The 13,226-nt window shown below is 67.5% G+C and carries 14 protein-coding genes; 7 read left to right on the plus strand and 7 right to left on the minus strand.

Annotated elements, in window-relative coordinates; translation table 11 throughout:
- The first annotated feature begins 38 nt into the window (after positions 1-38).
- The 3 genes from ACSQ9I_RS11580 (at position 39) to ACSQ9I_RS11590 (ending at position 2,847) form a co-directional block, all read left to right on the plus strand.
- Positions 39-1,229, plus strand: coding sequence for a YbfB/YjiJ family MFS transporter (locus tag ACSQ9I_RS11580; protein ID WP_093109393.1), 1,191 nt, complete (start codon positions 39-41; stop codon positions 1,227-1,229).
- A 16-nt stretch (positions 1,230-1,245) separates the two neighbouring features.
- On the plus strand, positions 1,246-1,839 hold the full coding sequence (locus tag ACSQ9I_RS11585) for a carboxymuconolactone decarboxylase family protein (RefSeq protein ID WP_436303646.1): 594 nt from the start codon (positions 1,246-1,248) through the stop codon (positions 1,837-1,839).
- Positions 1,840-1,953: 114 nt separating this feature from the next.
- Positions 1,954-2,847 (plus strand): amino acid ABC transporter substrate-binding protein, encoded by an 894-nt coding sequence (locus ACSQ9I_RS11590; RefSeq protein WP_436295186.1) that lies wholly within the window; start codon positions 1,954-1,956, stop codon positions 2,845-2,847.
- 25 nt (positions 2,848-2,872) lie between these two features.
- Here ACSQ9I_RS11590 and ACSQ9I_RS11595 read toward each other — a convergent pair whose 3' ends face one another.
- The gene (locus ACSQ9I_RS11595; protein ID WP_436306283.1) at positions 2,873-3,778 is read right to left on the minus strand and encodes a LysR family transcriptional regulator; all 906 of its coding nucleotides are present in this window, start codon (positions 3,776-3,778) and stop codon (positions 2,873-2,875) included.
- 106 nt (positions 3,779-3,884) lie between these two features.
- Between ACSQ9I_RS11595 and ACSQ9I_RS11600 the strand changes: the two genes are divergently transcribed.
- The 4 genes from ACSQ9I_RS11600 (at position 3,885) to ACSQ9I_RS11615 (ending at position 9,272) form a co-directional block, all read left to right on the plus strand.
- On the plus strand, positions 3,885-5,186 hold the full coding sequence (locus tag ACSQ9I_RS11600) for an aminotransferase class V-fold PLP-dependent enzyme (RefSeq protein WP_436313252.1): 1,302 nt from the start codon (positions 3,885-3,887) through the stop codon (positions 5,184-5,186).
- A 63-nt stretch (positions 5,187-5,249) separates the two neighbouring features.
- On the plus strand, positions 5,250-6,977 hold the full coding sequence (locus ACSQ9I_RS11605) for an ABC transporter permease (RefSeq protein WP_093109389.1): 1,728 nt from the start codon (positions 5,250-5,252) through the stop codon (positions 6,975-6,977).
- A gap of 19 nt (positions 6,978-6,996) precedes the next feature.
- A complete protein-coding gene (locus tag ACSQ9I_RS11610) occupies positions 6,997-8,295 on the plus strand; it encodes an ABC transporter ATP-binding protein (RefSeq protein ID WP_436313253.1) in 1,299 nt (432 codons plus the stop codon).
- Positions 8,296-8,387: 92 nt separating this feature from the next.
- A complete protein-coding gene (locus tag ACSQ9I_RS11615) occupies positions 8,388-9,272 on the plus strand; it encodes a DUF3014 domain-containing protein (RefSeq protein WP_436308848.1) in 885 nt (294 codons plus the stop codon).
- Positions 9,273-9,279: 7 nt separating this feature from the next.
- On the opposite strand, the gene ACSQ9I_RS11620 is transcribed toward ACSQ9I_RS11615, so the two are convergent.
- The 6 genes from ACSQ9I_RS11620 to ACSQ9I_RS11645 form a co-directional block, all read right to left on the minus strand.
- On the minus strand, positions 9,280-10,563 hold the full coding sequence (locus ACSQ9I_RS11620; RefSeq protein WP_436313254.1) for an RNA polymerase sigma factor: 1,284 nt from the start codon (positions 10,561-10,563) through the stop codon (positions 9,280-9,282).
- Positions 10,564-10,567: 4 nt separating this feature from the next.
- Positions 10,568-10,975 (minus strand): YciI family protein, encoded by a 408-nt coding sequence (locus tag ACSQ9I_RS11625; RefSeq protein WP_093109385.1) that lies wholly within the window; start codon positions 10,973-10,975, stop codon positions 10,568-10,570.
- 90 nt (positions 10,976-11,065) lie between these two features.
- Entirely contained in the window at positions 11,066-11,509 is a 444-nt protein-coding gene (locus ACSQ9I_RS11630; protein ID WP_436295181.1) for an SET domain-containing protein-lysine N-methyltransferase, read from the minus strand.
- Positions 11,510-11,567: 58 nt separating this feature from the next.
- Positions 11,568-12,263 carry a YciI family protein gene (locus ACSQ9I_RS11635; protein ID WP_436313255.1) on the minus strand — a complete coding sequence of 232 codons (696 nt, stop codon included), beginning with the start codon at positions 12,261-12,263 and terminating at the stop codon, positions 11,568-11,570.
- Positions 12,264-12,310: 47 nt separating this feature from the next.
- Entirely contained in the window at positions 12,311-12,751 is a 441-nt protein-coding gene (locus ACSQ9I_RS11640) for a YciI family protein (RefSeq protein WP_093109382.1), read from the minus strand.
- 31 nt (positions 12,752-12,782) lie between these two features.
- Positions 12,783-13,202, minus strand: a complete 420-nt coding sequence (locus ACSQ9I_RS11645) for a YciI family protein (protein ID WP_436313256.1) — start codon at positions 13,200-13,202, stop codon at positions 12,783-12,785.
- Positions 13,203-13,226 lie beyond the last annotated feature (24 nt).

Below are 13,226 nucleotides of genomic sequence, written 5' to 3' on the forward strand. Positions count from 1 at the left end.
TTTGTGGAGCATCCGCATTCTGCGTCTAATGGCGACCCATGTCGAACCCTTCGATCACCGCACCGCAACCGTCTTTCATCGCGGTCTGCACCGCGGGCCTGCTCGCGCTGGCGATGGCGATGGGCATCGGGCGCTTCGCCTTCACGCCCATGCTGCCGCTGATGATCCGCGCCGGCAGCGCCGACGTGGCAGCCGGCGGCTGGCTCGCCGCGGCCAACTACGCGGGCTACCTGCTGGGTGCGCTCACCACTGCGCGCGTCCCGCTGTCGCCGCAGCGCGTTGGACTGCTGGCGCTGGCCGCGATTGCGCTGTCGACCGCGGCCATGGGCTGGACCGGCTCGCTCGCGCTCTGGCTGTTGCTGCGCTTCATCGCCGGCGTGGCGAGTGCCTGGGCGCTGGTGAGCACCAGCGTCTGGTGCCTGGTCTGGCTGGCGCGTTTCGATCGGCCCGCAGGTCCCGGCCTGCTGTATGCCGGGGTCGGCGCCGGCATCGCAGCGGCCGGTCTCTATTGCTGGCGTGCGGGTACGGCCGGCCTGGCACCCGATGCGCTGTGGCTGCAGCTCGGCGCGCTGGCGCTGGTGGGCCTGCTCGCGGTGGCAGCGCTGATGCCGCGCGGCGCGATCGTATCGGCGGCGCCCGCGAATGCTGCCGCAACGGCACCGGCCGGCGGCGTCTCATGGGGCCTGGTGATCTGCTACGGCATCCTCGGTTTCGGCTACATCCTGCCGGCCACCTTTCTGCCGGTGCTGGCGCGCGCGGTGGTCGACGATCCGGCCGTCTTTGGCGCCGCCTGGCCGCTGTTCGGCGCGGCGGCCGCAGTGTCGACGCTGCTCGCCAGCGTGGTGCTGGCGCGGGTTGCGCGCCGCCACGTGCTGGCCGGGAGCCACGCATTGATGGCGCTGGGCTGCCTGCTGCCGGTGCTGCACCTGTCGGCCTTCACGGTGCTGCTGGCCGCGCTGCTGGTGGGCGGCACCTTCATGGTCGCGACCATGGCCGGGATGCAGGAGGCGAGGGCGCGCACCGTGGGCGATCCGACGCGCGCGCTGGGCCGCATGACAGCGGCCTTCGCCATCGGCCAGATGGCCGGGCCGGTGCTCTCGTCCGCACTGAGCGGCGGCGCGCAAGGCTTCGGCGGCCTCTTCAGCGCGCTGGCCGTGGGTGCCGTGGCGCTGCTCGGAAGCGCATGGTGGCTGCTTCGCGCGCGCATGATCCCCGTCTCTCTCCATTGAAGAAAGGAATCCCTCCATGTTCGAACAAGGCCATACCCGTCCCTGGGCCGAGCGCCTGCCGATGCCGGCGGCCGACGCGATGTCGCAGGCGCAGCGCGCCGCCGCCCAGGCGCTGATCGATGGTCCGCGCAAGGCGGTCTTCGGTCCCTTCATCCCCTTGCTGCAAAGCCCGGTGCTGATGGAGCGCATCGGCAGCCTCGGGGAGTACCTGCGCTTCGACAGCCAACTCGATGCGCGCGTGCGCGAGCTCGTGACCTGCGCGGTCGCGCGCCACGTGGGCAACCAGTTCGAGTGGGTGCTGCATGCGACGGCGGCGGTCAAGGCCGGTGTCAGTGCCGAGGCCATCGAAGCGCTGCGCCTCGGCCGGCGCGCGGCACCGTTGGCGCAGGACGAGCAGCTCGCGCTCGATCTCGCGCTGGAGCTGCTGCACCACCACGGCGTGAGCGAGCCGACCTACGCCGCGGCCGAGGCCCGCTTCGGCAAGCAGGCGGTGGTCGAACTCAGCGCGCTGGTGGGCTATTTCACGATGGTCTGCTGGGTGATGAACGTGGCGCACACGCCGGTCAAGGGGGCCGAGGGGCAGCCGGGGCTGGAGGCCTTTCCGCTCTAGTCCTTGCCGCCACTGATCACTTTATGGCCTTCAAGTCGATGAAAATAAATCGCTTTTAGAAACGGGTGCTCGCTTCGAGAATTTGCGCCAACGCAACCTTCCCGAAAGCTCCCGATGAAATTTCGACTCTCATTGACCTTGGGCCTGAGCGCCGCGCTGCTGTGTTCCACCGCGCTGGCTCAAAGCGACACGCTGAGCAAGATCAAGGCGAATGGAAGCATTTCGATCGGTGGCCGCGACAGCCAGATCCCGTTCTCTTACAAGCCCGCCGGCGGCGGCGATCCGGTCGGCTTCACCAACGACATCTGCCTGAAGATCGTGGATGCGGTCAAGGCCAGGCTCGGCATGCCCAACCTGGAGGTGCGCTACACGATCCTGACCTCGACCAACCGCATCCCGCTCTTGACCAACGGCACCGTCGACCTCGACTGCGCGACCACCACGAACACGGTCCAGCGCCAGCAGCAGGTGGCCTTCGCCCCGAGTCATTTCGTCACCAGCATCACGGCCGCGGTGAAGAAGGACTCCGGCATCAATTCGCTGGCCGAGCTGAATGGCAAGACGGTCTCGACAGTCGCAGGCAGCACCGGCGTCCAGCTTCTGCGCGCCTATCGCAAGTCCGGGAACATCGAGGTCCAGGAAGTGGCCGCGAAGGACACGGCGGATGGATTCCTGCTCCTCGCATCCGACCGCGCGGCCGCCTACATCCTCGACGACGTGCAACTGGCAGGCCTGATCGCCACGTCGCCGAAGCCGGGCGACTTCAAGATCCTCACGGCGGAGTCGCTGCGCCAGGAACCCTACGGCATCATGTACCGCAAGGACGACCCGCAGTTCAAGGAACTGGTGGACAAGACGGTGACCGACCTGATGAAGTCGGGCGCCATCGAGCAGATCTATGCCAAGTGGTTCATGAAGCCGATCCCTCCGACCAATGCGAACCTGAATTTCCCGATGACCGAGGCGGTGAAAGAGGTCTACAAGAACCCCAACAACAAGGGCGTGTGAGACGACGGCTCGTGCGTGGCCGGTGTCATCCCTTGACGGCCTGAAACATCCGGGTGAAGTCGCAGCACGACTGGGCCAGCATGATGATCGATGCCAGCAGCGAACTCCGGTGCTCGCCCTTGTACATCGCGACGTAGGTGACGGGCGGCAGGGCGGGCGTCACCTTGATCAGCGCAAGCGACCCTTCTTCCAGCATCTGGCTGACCGCTTCCTTCGGCAGGTAGCTCACGCCCAGGCCGGATATCGTCAATCCGATCAAGGCCACCAGGTTGTGGATGACGATGGGGTTCGAAGGCTGGACGCCCAGATCCTTCATCCAGCTGTCGTAGAGCAGACCCGTCCCGGATTTCACGCCCTGGATCAGCATGCGGTGGCTCGCCAGTTCGTGCAGGCGGATCGCCTTGCTGCTCTTGACGAGGCCCGGCTTGCACATCCAGGCACTCTCGACCTTGCCGATCGCCTTCTTGGGAATCCGCGTATCGACGAATGCATCGGGCACGACGATCAGGTCCAGTTCGTCTGCCAGCACCTTCTCGCGCAGGTTGACGCTGCTGTCCACGTCCGGCTCGAGGGTGACCTTGGGGTAGTGCTCCTGGATCAGCTCGACCCAGCGCGGCAGCCAGGTCATCGCCGTGAGCTCGGTGACGCCGATGCGAACGCGGCGTTCGATCACGTCGACCCGGCTGAACTGCTCGACCGCGGCATCGCGCTGATCGAGCAGCTTCTTGGCCAGCACGAACATCTCCTCGCCCTTGTCGGTGAGACGCGCGGAACGCTGGCTGCGATCGAACAGCTCGGTGTCGAACACCATCTCGAGTTCGTGGACCCGCTTGGACACCGCCGACTGCGAGGTGTGCAGCTTGTGGGCGGCCAGCGCGAAGCTGCCCAGTTCGCCGATCCAGTACAGAGCCTCAAGCTGCTTGAAAGTCATCATCATCGAGGCCTCTTTTTCTCATCGAATCGTATCGAAAAATATCGCTTTTGGAAATCTTTGGCCGCTTCGAAAATCAACTCTTGCCGAACCATGGAACACCAGAATGAACATCGCTGAAGGCGAACTCTTTTCCGACGCATTGATGAAGGAGGTGAAGAGCCGCTTCCACTACGTCGACCACGACATGAATGGCCGCGAACGTCTCTTCTTCGACAACGCAGGAGGGTCGTTCCGATTGAAGGCCGCCGTCGATCAGTTCGCCCGCATCGACGCCCTGCCGGATTGCCCGGAGCGCATCCACGAACTCGCGATCTTTCTGCAGGAGGTCCAGGCCATGGGAACGGAAGACCTTCGCACGATCCTGAATGCCAAGAGCGGCAGCGTCTACGCCTCCCTCACGGCCTCGGGCGGGATGTTCGACATGGTCCGCGCGGTCGCCGAGAACGTTCCCGGCACGAACATGGTGACGACCGTGCTCGAGCATCCGTCCTCCTTCGACGCCATGTCCCTCTACGCCGAGCGTACGGGCAAGGAGCTGCGGGTCGCGAAGTCCAACCCTGCCACCGGCGGGATCGATGTGGAAGAGATCGTCGGCCTGGTCGACGAGAACACCTCCTTGCTGAGCGTGATCTATGCGTCCAACATCTCCGGCGCCAAGCTCGACATCCACGAGATCGTGAAGCAGGCGCGCGCCGTCAAGCCGGACCTGTACATCGTCGTGGATGCCGTGCAGCACGCGCCGCACGGCCTGATCGATCTGCAGAAGACGCCGGTGGACGGCATCAACATCGCGCCCTACAAGTTCTTCGGCTGCAGGGGATCGGGCATGTCGTGGCTGTCGGAACGCGCCTCGGTCCTGCCGCACCACAAGCTGGCCGGCAAGAAGAAGGACTTCTGGGATCTGGGCAGCGCCGCGCCCTGGCAGTTCGCCGTCGTGACCGAGATCGTGAGCTACGTGTGCTGGCTCGGCGGCCGGTTCGTTGCGAGCGACGACCGGCGCACCCTTTTCGCCAGCGGCATTCAGAGCATCGAGCTGCACGAACGTGCCCTGCTCGCGCGCATGCTCAACGGCAGCGAGGGCATCGCCGGCCTGCGCCGGATGGACGGCGTGAAGGTATTCCTCGACCACGAAGACCTGACGAAGCGCGACCTGATCCTGGCCATCGGCATCGAGAATCTCGAGCACGCCCAGGCCGTGCGCGAGTACGAGAAGCGCGGGGTCATCGTCTATGAACGCGTCGCGACGAGCCTGTACTCGAAGCGGATGCTGCATTCCTTCGGCCTCGAAGGGGCCGTGCGCGTGTCGCCGCTGCATTGCAATTCGGCCACGGACATCGACCGTTTCCTGAAGGTCACGCGCGAGATCAGCGAGGCATTTGGTCAGGTTCGCGCACGGGTTGCATAGGCACAATGGCGGCCCGCCGCGGGCCAGGGTCTGCGAACATCGGCCCTTCGCGTCCGCCGCCTCATGCTCGACAAACGCTTTTTCCCGCGCCAGACGGTCGCTTCCGGCGGCAACCGCTGGGACTGGGCCTTGCTGCCGCTGGTGCTGGCGCTGCTGTTCGCGCTGGCCTGGGGCGGTTCGCAGATGGTGCGGCCCTACGAGCTGGGAGAGGCGCTGCCGATCAGCCTCGACCCGTGGATGCTGCCGTACTATCTGCTGCGCACGACGCTGCGCATGTTCCTGGCCCTCTGCGCATCGCTGATCTTCAGCTGCATCTTTGCCGCGCTGGCTGCCAAGTACCGCGCGGCGGAGCGGGTGCTGGTGCCGGTGCTCGACATCCTGCAGTCCATTCCGATCCTCGGCTTCCTGTCGATCACCGTCACCGGCTTCATCGCGCTCTTCCCGGGCAATCTGCTCGGCGTGGAGTGTGCGGCGATCTTCGCCATCTTCACCTCGCAGGCCTGGAACATGGCCTTCAGCCTGTACCAGTCGCTGCGCACCGTGCCGGCGGAACTGCGCGAGGCGGCGGCGGTGTTCCAGCTCTCGGGCTGGCAGCGCTTCTGGCGCCTCGAGCTGCCGTTCGCGATGCCGGGACTGCTGTGGAACATGATGATGTCGATGTCCGGCGGCTGGTTCTTCGTCGTCGCCTCCGAGGCCATCTCGGTGTCGAACCAGAGCATCAAGCTGCCGGGCGTGGGCTCCTACATCGCGACGGCGATCGAGGCGCGCGACCTGGGCGCCATCGGCTGGGCGATCGGCGGCATGCTGGTCGGCATCGTGCTCTACGACCAGCTGTTCTTCAGGCCGCTGATCGCCTGGGCCGACAAGTTCCGCTTCGAGGAGGGCGGCGGCGAGGATGCGCCGCGCTCCTGGCTCCTGACCTGGCTGCGCCGCACCGACAGGCTGAAGCACATCGCTCTGCGTTTCGTGCGGCTGCTCGAACGCTCGCTGATGTTCTTTCGGCGCGACCATGACGGCACCTCGATCAAGGCCCGCCCGCGGCCGCTCAACCCTGCCGTGGCGCGCGTGTGGGACGCGACGCTGGCCGCGGCCGTGCTGCTGGCGGCCGCCTGGCTCGTGCGCTTCATCCATACCGAGGTCGGCTGGTCCGAGGTCGTGCACGTGTTCGTGCTGGGGCTCTACACGCTGGCGCGCGTGCTGGTGCTGATCGCGCTGGCGGCGCTGGTGTGGGTGCCGGTCGGCATCTGGGTCGGCATGAATCCGCGCTGGGCCGAGCGGCTGCAGGGCGTGGCGCAGTTCCTGGCCGCGTTTCCGGCCAACCTGATGTTCCCGGTGGCGGTGCTGTTCATCGTGCGCTGGCACCTGAATCCGAACATCTGGCTGGCGCCGCTGATGGTGCTGGGCACGCAGTGGTACCTGCTCTTCAACGTGATCGCCGGCGCGTCGAGCGTGCCGACCGAGCTGCGCTATGCAGCCCGGAATCTGGGCCTCGGCGGCTGGCTGCGCTGGCGGCGCTACCTGCTGCCGGCCGTGTTCCCGAGCTTCGTCACCGGCGCCATCACGGCCAGCGGCGGCTCGTGGAACGCCAGCATCGTGGCCGAGTACGTGACCTGGGGCGACACCACGCTGCAGGCTGCGGGCCTGGGCAGCTACATCGCCCACATGACGGCCATCGGCGATTTCCCGCGCATCGCTTTGGGCATCGGCGTGATGTGCGTGTTCGTGATGGGCATGAACCATTTCGTCTGGCGCCGGCTCTACGAACTGGCCGAAAACCGGATGCATTTCTGATCTGCAAGGAGGAACAAGCATGGCCGAAGCCATCGTTGAACTGAAGGGCGTTCGCAAGTCCTTCCGCTCCGCCGACGGTGCCGCGCGTCCGGTGCTCGAGGGCGTGGACTTCCGGCTCGCCGAAGGCGAGATCGTCGCGCTGCTGGGCCAGTCGGGCTCGGGCAAATCGACGCTGCTGCGCATCCTGGCCGGCCTCATCGGCGTGGACGGCGGCGGCGTGCGCTACCGCGGCCAGCCGCTGTACGGTCCGGCGCGCGGCATCGCAATGGTGTTCCAGTCCTTCGCGCTGTTCCCGTGGCTCACGGTGCAGCAAAACGTGGAGCTGGGGCTGGAGGCGCGCGGCGTCGAGCCGGCCGAGCGTGCGCGGCGTGCTGCTGCGGCCATCGCGCTGATCGGCCTCGCGGGCTTCGAGGGCGCCTTGCCGCGCGAGCTCTCGGGCGGCATGCGCCAGCGCGTGGGCATCGCGCGCGCGCTCGTGGTCGAGCCCGAGGTGCTGCTGATGGACGAGGCCTTCTCCGCGCTCGACGTGCTGACCGGCGAACGCCTGCGCGACGACATCCTGCAGCTGTGGGACGGCGGCGCCATGCCGACCAAGGCGATGCTGGTCGTTTCGCACAACATCGAGGAAGCGGTGCTCATGGCCGACCGCGTGCTGATCTTCGCCAGCGACCCGGGCCGCGTGCGTGCCGAGCTGCCGATTGCGCTGCCGCGTCCGCGCGACGGCGAAAGCCTGGAAGTGCGCGCGCTGATCGACGAGGTCTACATGCTCATGACCGGCGCCGACGCTGCCGAGCGCGCGCGCGAGGAGCCGCTGCACATGCACCTGGGCGACCGGCTGCCCGATGCCGACGTCGGGCGCATGGAGGCCCTGCTCGAGATGCTGGTCGAAGACGACCGGCAAGGCCGCGCCGACCTGCCGCAACTGGCGGAGGAAGCCGAACTCACCGACCAGGAACTGCTGCCGCTGGCCCAGGCGCTGGCGCTGCTCGGCTTCGCGCAGCTGGCCGATGCCGACCTGCACCTCACGCCGCTGGGACAGCGCTATGTGGAGGGTGCGCACACGCTGCGCCGGCAGCTCTTCGGCCAGCAGCTGCTGGCCCACGTGCCGCTGGCGGCGCACATTCGCCACAGCCTGGAGCAGGCCCCATCCGGGGAACTGCCCGAGGAGCCGTTCCTGCATTTGCTGAGCGAGAGCCTGGACGCCGGGGAAGCCGAACGCGTGCTGCGCACCGCGATCGAATGGGGCCGTTACGGTGAGGTGTTCGAGTACGACTTCCACACCGGCCTGATCCACCTGCCGGAGGGCGGCGAGCCCTAGACCTCGGCGTTCACAGGACGTTACCAGTGTGGTGCCTGCCGCTGGGCGCGAAATGGCGTCCAATGACGGGGCTCATGAAAGGAGATGCTTCCATGCCCGAACGCGAGAGCGCAGATTTCAGGCCCGCACGCGAAACCTCGCTGTGGATCGTCGTCGTCCTCGTCGTGCTGGCGCTGGCCGCCGGCGCAGTCTGGTGGCGCTGGTCGAAGCAGCAGGCCGCGCCGGCCGAAGCGCCGCCGGTTGCCACGGCGCCGCAGCCGGATGCGCCGGCACTGGCCGCTCCACCGCCGGCCGCATCCACCGAGCCGCAGCATCCGGTCGACGCCACCGCCGACGCGGACCTGCCCAAGCTCGACGATGCCGATGCGAAGGTGCGTTCGGCGCTCACCGAGCTGCTCGGCGGCAAGGCCGTCGCGTCCTTCCTGCAGGCCGACGGTTTCGTGCGCCGCTTCGTCGCCACGGTCGACAACCTGCCGCGCGACCAGGCGGCCGCGCGCATGTGGCCGGTGCAGCGCACGCCGAAGCGTTTCGAGGTCAGCGGCAGCGGGGAGGCGCGGACCATCAGCCTCGACAACGGCGCGCGCTACACGCCCTTGGTGCTGTTCGTCGAATCGGTGAACACGCAGCGCGCGGCGGCGCTCTACGCGAAGCTCTACCCGCTGTTCCAGCAGGCGTACGAAGAACAGGGCTATCCGGGCCGCCACTTCAACGACCGGCTGGTGGCGGTGATCGACCATCTGCTGCAGGCGCCCGAACCCGCCGGGCCGCTGGCGGTGAAGCTGGTCGAGATCAAGGGCGACGGGCCTTCCGATCGGCCTTCGACGCACTACGAGTTCGCCGACCCGAGGCTCGAGAACCTCTCGGCCGGCCAGAAGGCGCTGATCCGCACCGGCCTGGTCAACGAGCGCCGGCTCAAGGCGAAGCTGCGCGAACTGCGCGGCCAGGTCGCCGGCGGCGCGCTGGCGAAGAAGAACTAGTGTCAACCTAGGGTGGGCTGCCCGAGCAGGCCAGCGCCCGCATCAGGAGCAGCTTGCGCTCGCGCGCGTTGCGCGTGAGCGATGCCGCGTGCTTGAACTCCGCGCAGGCCTCGGCCTTGCGGCCCAGCTTGGCGAGCAGGTCGCCGCGCACGCTCTGCAGCAGGTGGTAGCCCTTGAGTTGCGGCTCGGCGCGCAGCGCATCGACCAGCTCCAGGCCCACGGCCGGGCCGAAAGCCATCGAGAGCGCGACCGCGCGATTGAGCTCCACGATGGGCGAGGGCGCGAGCTGCGACAGCGCTTCGTAGAGCGCTGCGATGCGCGTCCAGTCGGTTTCCTGTGCGGTGCGCGCGCGCGCATGGCAGGCGGCGATCGCGGCCTGCAGCGCATAGGGTCCGAGCGCGCCGCCAAGGGCCTCGGCCCGCGCCAGCGCCGCGAAGCCGCGCCGGATCAGCAGCTGGTCCCAGCGCGCGCGGTTCTGGTCGAGCAGCAGCACCGGTTCGCCCTCGGCATCGACGCGCGCGGCCGAGCGCGAGGCCTGGATCTCCATCAGCGCAACCAGGCCGTGCACTTCCGGTTCGTCCGGCACGAGCTCGGCCAGGATGCGGCCCAGGCGCAGCGCTTCCTCGCACAGGGCGGGGCGCATCCAGTCGTCGCCGGCAGTGGCCGAGTAGCCCTCGTTGAACACCAGGTAGACCACCTCCAGCACCGAGGCGAGGCGCGCTGCGAGTTCGTCCGCACGCGGTGCCTCGAAGGGCACGCGCGCGGCGGCCAGCGTGCGCTTGGCGCGCACGATGCGCTGCGCGATGGTGGGTTCGGGCACGAGGAAGGAGCGCGCGATCTCGTCGGTGGTGAGGCCGCCCAGCATGCGCAGGGTCAGCGCCACGCGCGCCTCGGGCGAGAGCACGGGGTGGCAGGCCGTGAACACCAGGCGCAGCAGGTCGTCGCCGACGTCGTCGTCGAGTGCGGCATCGACCGCCTCGGCGAAGTCCGCCGCCGCCATCTCGTGCTGCGCATCGAGCTCGCGGCCGATCTCGCCTTCCTTGCTCGCATGCAGCTTGCGCCGGCGCAGCAGGTCCAGCGCGCGGTGCTTGGAGGCCTGCATGAGCCACGCGGCGGGGTTGTCCGGCACGCCCTCGCGCGGCCATTGCTCGAGCGCGGCCACCAGCGCGTCCTGCGCCAGCTCCTCGGCCACGCCGACATCGCGCACCATGCGCGCGAGCGCACCGATGATCCGGGCGGACTCGATGCGCCAGACGGCGCTGATGGTGCGGTGAATGTCCGGCGTGGTCATCGCTTCAGCGCTTCTGCAACTGGTCGAAGCCCTCGGCCGCCTTCTGCACGTCGGGCGGGAAGTCTTCCATTTCCTGCACCCGGCGGATCTCGATGACCTCGTTCTCCGACGCCGGGCAGCGCGAGGCCCAGGCGATCGCCTCTTCCTGCGACTTCACATCGATCATCCAGTAGCCACCCAGCACTTCCTTGGCCTCGGCGAAGGGGCCGTCGGTCACCTTGGGCTTGCCGCCGGGGAAGCTGACGCGCGCGCCCTCGGAGGGCGGGCGCAGGCCGTCGAGCGTGATCAGCACGCCCGCGTCCTTCAGTGCCTTGTTGTATTTCATCATCGCCTCGACCGCCTTCGCGTCGGGCATGGTGCCGGGGGGCGCGCTCTCGTAGCCCTTGGGGATCATCAGCATCATGAATCGCATGTCAGTCACTCCTTGCGGTTGGGTTGAAGAGCCGGATGGCGTGGCTCTCTCTTGAACGTCGAAGCAGGGACGCCGGAATCGACAAGACCTTCAGGAATTTTTCTTCAGCACGGCCGCTTCGAGGCTTGCGAGGTACACAGGCGGCACGGGCTGCTCGAAATAGTCCATCGTCAGCTCGTCGCCCGGCGCGATCGGCCTGCAGGCGCGCATCGTGCGGCCGTCGGCGTCGATGCGGGTGTTGGGCCGGCCGCTGTGGTTGATGAAGCCGTAGCTGGTGCGCAGCGCGCGCACCAGCAGCCGCTGCGGGCTCAGCGCGTTCCATTCGAGCGCGTCGATCACGGCCGGGTGGCGCGTGACGTCGACCACCTGGCCGTCGAGGACGCAGAGCAGCTCGCCAGTGGCCCAGGCACGCCGGGCGAACATGCCGCGGCCCTGGATGGTGCTCGACGCGAGCTCGGCACCGGCGATGGTTTCGATGAAGGGTGCGCCGCCCAGCATGCGGTCGGCGAAGAGGTCGATGTCGCGAAAGTTCATTGGAGTACCTTCGCGCTTCGCGCTGCGGTGCGAGCGCCTTCGGGCGGCCGGGCGGCGTTCATGGCCATACGACCGGGCGAATCTCGACTTCGGGCCGCTCCTGGGCGTAGGGATAGCGACGGACCCAGGCGATCGCCTCGTCCAGCGAATCGGCCTGGATCAGCCAGTAGCCCGCGACCAGTTCCTTCGCTTCCGCGAAAGGCCCGTCCATCACGCTGGTCCTGCCGCCTGCGAGCTTCACGCGCGTGCTCCTGGCGGTCGATCGGAGTCCGTCGCCCGAGAGCAGCAGGCCGGCCTTCACGCCTTCGTCGTTGCGCCGCGCCATGGCCGCCAGCCGCGCCGGGTCGCTGGGCGCTTCGGCTTCGGTGGCCGCATCGGCCTTCACCAGGATCAGGAAGCGCGGCTTGGTCGCGGCGGCCGACGGGTCGATGCCGGGCAGGCCGCCTGCGCAGCCGGTTTCACGGATCTCGAATTCGGCTTCGGCATCGCCGACCGGCGCGTCTCGCAACCAGTCGATCGCCGTTTGTTGCGAGTCGGCCTCAACGATGCTGAGGCCGGCGACCACTTGCTTCGATTCGGTGAACGGCCCCGGGGTCTGTTGCGGCCCCTTATCCGAGAAGCTGATGCGCACGCCCGCGGCGCTGGGCTGCAGCTCGGCGCTTTCATGCAGCACGATGCCGGGCACCGGGGAAAGAGGCGGAAAAAGGCCGGCCTCGCCATGCGGGCCGGCTTTGCGCAGGATCACGTATCTCATCCGAGCAGTCCTTTTCGAGGAGCCGCAAGGATATACGTCGAGGGCCCTCAGTGGCCGGACGAGGCGCGTTTCTCGGCCGCTTCACGCAGCCACTCTTCGTGCTTGCGCATCTCGGGCGTGAACTCGGCGCCGAAGTCCTCGGCCTCGTACACCTGCCGGATCTCGATCTCGACGTTGCCGCCGCCGTCGATCGGCGGCCAGCGCTTGACCCACTCGATCGCTTCTTCGCGCGACTTCACCTGGATCAGGCTGAAGCCGGCGATCAGCTCCTTGGCCTCGGTGAAGGGGCCGTCGATCACCGCCGGCTTGCCGTTGCTGAACTTGACGCGCGCGCCCTTGACGCTGGGCTGCAGCCCCATGCCGTCGAGCATCACGCCGGCCTTGATCATCTCCTCGTTGTACTTGAGCATGTCGGTGACCAGCTGCTCGGTCGGCATCACGCCGGCCTCGGTGTCCGGGTCGGCCTTGCGAATGACCATGAATTTCATCTTGGGATCTCCGTTGACTTGATGGGTGGCTTCACTTCTTTTTCTTGATCTCGTCCATCAAGCGCTTTTCCTGCTCGCGCAGTTCGGGCGTGAACTCGGCACCGAAGTCCTCCATCTCGAAGACCTGGCGCAGTTCGACCTCTTCGTTGTCGGTGAAGGGCGCGCGCTTGAGCCATTCGATCGCTTCGTCCTTCGAGCGCACCTGCCACAGCCAGTAGCCGGCGACCAGCTCCTTGGTTTCGCTGAAGGGCCCGTCGATCACGGTGCGCTGCTTGCCTTCGAACCGCACCCGCGCGCCCTTCGAGCTCGGCTGCAGTCCCTCGCCGGCCAGCATCACGCCGGCCTTCACGAGCTCTTCGTTGTATTTGCCCATCTCGGTGAGCATCCGCTCGGTGGGCATCACGCCGGCTTCCGAATCCTTGCTCGCTTTCACAATCACCATGAATCGCATGTCGTTTCTCCTGGGGTTGGGAGC

Source organism: Variovorax sp. LjRoot84, from assembly GCF_964254305.1.
GTDB lineage: Bacteria > Pseudomonadota > Gammaproteobacteria > Burkholderiales > Burkholderiaceae_C > Variovorax.

Excerpts from the sequence above, each read along its gene's own strand:
- ACSQ9I_RS11635 (WP_436313255.1), bottom strand. The coding sequence starts at position 12,263 with ATGAGATACGTGATCCTGCGCAAAGCCGGCCCGCATGGCGAGGCCGGC.
- ACSQ9I_RS11640 (WP_093109382.1), bottom strand. The coding sequence starts at position 12,751 with ATGAAATTCATGGTCATTCGCAAGGCCGACCCGGACACCGAGGCCGGC.
- ACSQ9I_RS11620 (WP_436313254.1), bottom strand. The coding sequence starts at position 10,563 with ATGACCACGCCGGACATTCACCGCACCATCAGCGCCGTCTGGCGCATC.
- ACSQ9I_RS11580 (WP_093109393.1), top strand. The coding sequence starts at position 39 with ATGTCGAACCCTTCGATCACCGCACCGCAACCGTCTTTCATCGCGGTC.
- ACSQ9I_RS11585 (WP_436303646.1), top strand. The coding sequence starts at position 1,246 with ATGTTCGAACAAGGCCATACCCGTCCCTGGGCCGAGCGCCTGCCGATG.
- ACSQ9I_RS11595 (WP_436306283.1), bottom strand. The coding sequence starts at position 3,778 with ATGACTTTCAAGCAGCTTGAGGCTCTGTACTGGATCGGCGAACTGGGC.
- ACSQ9I_RS11645 (WP_436313256.1), bottom strand. The coding sequence starts at position 13,202 with ATGCGATTCATGGTGATTGTGAAAGCGAGCAAGGATTCGGAAGCCGGC.
- ACSQ9I_RS11600 (WP_436313252.1), top strand. The coding sequence starts at position 3,885 with ATGAACATCGCTGAAGGCGAACTCTTTTCCGACGCATTGATGAAGGAG.
- ACSQ9I_RS11625 (WP_093109385.1), bottom strand. The coding sequence starts at position 10,975 with ATGCGATTCATGATGCTGATGATCCCCAAGGGCTACGAGAGCGCGCCC.
- ACSQ9I_RS11610 (WP_436313253.1), top strand. The coding sequence starts at position 6,997 with ATGGCCGAAGCCATCGTTGAACTGAAGGGCGTTCGCAAGTCCTTCCGC.
- ACSQ9I_RS11605 (WP_093109389.1), top strand. The coding sequence starts at position 5,250 with ATGCTCGACAAACGCTTTTTCCCGCGCCAGACGGTCGCTTCCGGCGGC.
- ACSQ9I_RS11630 (WP_436295181.1), bottom strand. The coding sequence starts at position 11,509 with ATGAACTTTCGCGACATCGACCTCTTCGCCGACCGCATGCTGGGCGGC.
- ACSQ9I_RS11590 (WP_436295186.1), top strand. The coding sequence starts at position 1,954 with ATGAAATTTCGACTCTCATTGACCTTGGGCCTGAGCGCCGCGCTGCTG.
- ACSQ9I_RS11615 (WP_436308848.1), top strand. The coding sequence starts at position 8,388 with ATGCCCGAACGCGAGAGCGCAGATTTCAGGCCCGCACGCGAAACCTCG.